The sequence below is a fragment of the Bradyrhizobium sp. LeoB3 genome, from assembly GCF_055456055.1.
Genome location: NZ_JBVBEF010000267.1, coordinates 1 through 1816, shown reverse-complemented (window position 1 = coordinate 1816; position 1816 = coordinate 1). Strand labels below are relative to the sequence as shown.

Annotated in this window: 3 protein-coding genes; all 3 read left to right on the top strand. The window is 64.4% G+C overall.

Translation table 11 applies throughout. From position 1 onward, the window contains the following. Window positions 1-84: 84 nt before the first annotated feature. A complete protein-coding gene (gene tnpA, locus ACZXDY_RS45740; protein WP_464349988.1) occupies window positions 85-516 on the top strand; it encodes an IS66-like element accessory protein TnpA in 432 nt (143 codons plus the stop codon). Continuing rightward, a complete protein-coding gene (gene tnpB, locus ACZXDY_RS45735; RefSeq protein WP_464349986.1) occupies window positions 513-869 on the top strand; it encodes an IS66 family insertion sequence element accessory protein TnpB in 357 nt (118 codons plus the stop codon). The genes tnpA and tnpB overlap by 4 nt, the downstream gene beginning before the upstream one ends. A gap of 122 nt (window positions 870-991) precedes the next feature. Further along, window positions 992-1816: IS66 family transposase (tnpC, locus tag ACZXDY_RS45730; RefSeq protein ID WP_464349987.1), on the top strand; the 825-nt coding region annotated here is incomplete at its 3' end.

The window sequence follows — 1816 nt, the reverse complement described above, 5'->3', positions numbered from 1 at the left end:
GTAAGCGTCGTTCCGCTCCCACCTTCTCGCGGCACACGAGATAGGCGAGTTTCACGATCTCTTTGAAGGGATCGACTCGTGTCTATGCTTGACCATACGCTTAAGTCGAACGTGACGGCGCGCCGGCTGGAAGTGATCACGGAGACGGGACGCCGTCGTTGGTTCTCCAAGGACGACAAGGCCCGGATCGTCGAGGAAACGCTGCTACCAGGGGCGGTCGTTTCCGAGATTGCCCGGCGACACGGGCTGACACCGCAACAAGTGTTCACCTGGCGCCGGCAAGCACGCCGGTTGCCGACGCCGATGGCTGACGATCCGCCGTTTGTACCGGCGGTGGTAGACGCCAGGGTACCGGCCGTGGCGGTTGGCCATGAGCGCAAGACAACGCGACGCAAGGTCAAGCCGGATGTCGGGGGCATCGAGATCGAGGCCGAAGGCGTCACTATCCGGGTCGGCCGAGGCGCGGACGTGGCGATGATTGCGGCCATTGTCCATGCGCTGAAGGCAAGCCGGTGATCGGCCCGTCCGGAACTGTCCGGGTAATGGTGGCCACCAAGCCGGTCGACTTCCGCAAGGGAATGGAGGGGCTTGCTTTGTTGGTACGCGAGCACATGAAGGCCGATCCGTTCTCGGGTGCTGTTTATGTGTTCCGTGCCAAGCGGGCGGACCGGATCAAGCTGATCTTCTGGGATGGCACGGGTTTGTGCCTGTTCGCCAAGCGGCTCGAGGAAGGCGTCTTCCGCTGGCCGAAGATCGAGGATGGCGTGATGCGTTTGTCGGCGGCGGAATTGTCGGCGCTGCTCGAAGGGCTTGATTGGCGGCGTGTCCACGCGGCACGGGAGACGGTCGTCCCGACGCAAGCCGGATAATTGTGGGCCGCGCTGCGGCGAAGTGAATCAGGGGCATCGAGCACGTCGTCAGGCGGGCGCGAATATGCTCTGATTTGCTTGTGAGCGATAACCTTCCTGATGATCCCGAGACGCTGAAGGCAATGCTGCTTGCCGAGCGGCACGAGAGCGAGCGGCTGCGCCAGATCATCAAGGAATTGCAGCGCCATCGCTTTGGTCGGAAAGCGGAGTCGCTTCCTGAGGAGCAGATGCTGCTGGGCCTCGAGGATGTCGAGCAGGTCGCGGCCTCCGCCGAGGCCGGTCAGGACGCAACAGCCCCGGAAGGCGGAGCCGAACGAGCGCGCAAGCGCCGCAACAATCGCGGAGCACTGCCGGCGCATCTGCCGCGGATCGAGGTCGTCGTCGACATCGACGACAAGACCTGCGCCTGCTGCCAGGGCGAACTGCACCAGATCGGCGAAGACAAAAGCGAGCGGCTGGACATGGTGCCGGCGCAGTTCCGCGTTGTCGTCACTCGACGTCCCAAATACGCCTGCCGAGCCTGCGAAGATGGCGTCCTGCAGGCCGAGGCTCCGGCCCGCTTGATCGAGGGCGGACTGCCGACGGAGGCAACGGTCGCCCAGGTTCTGGTGTCCAAATATGCCGATCATCTGCCGCTCTATCGGCAGGTCCAGATCTATGCCCGCCAGGGCATCGCTCTCGATCGATCGACACTGGCGGACTGGGTTGGGCATGCCGCCTTCCATCTGCGCCCGCTGCATGAGCGCCTTCTCACGGTGCTTCGCGCGAGGTCCAAGCTGTTCGCCGACGAGACGACGGTGCCGGTGCTCGATCCCGGTCGAGGGCGCACCAAGACCGGCCAGCTGTGGGCCTATGCCGCCGACGACAGGCCCTGGGGTGGTCTCGATCCGCCCGGCATCGCCTATGTCTATGCACCCGACCGCAAAGCCGAGCGGCTGTTCAGCCAT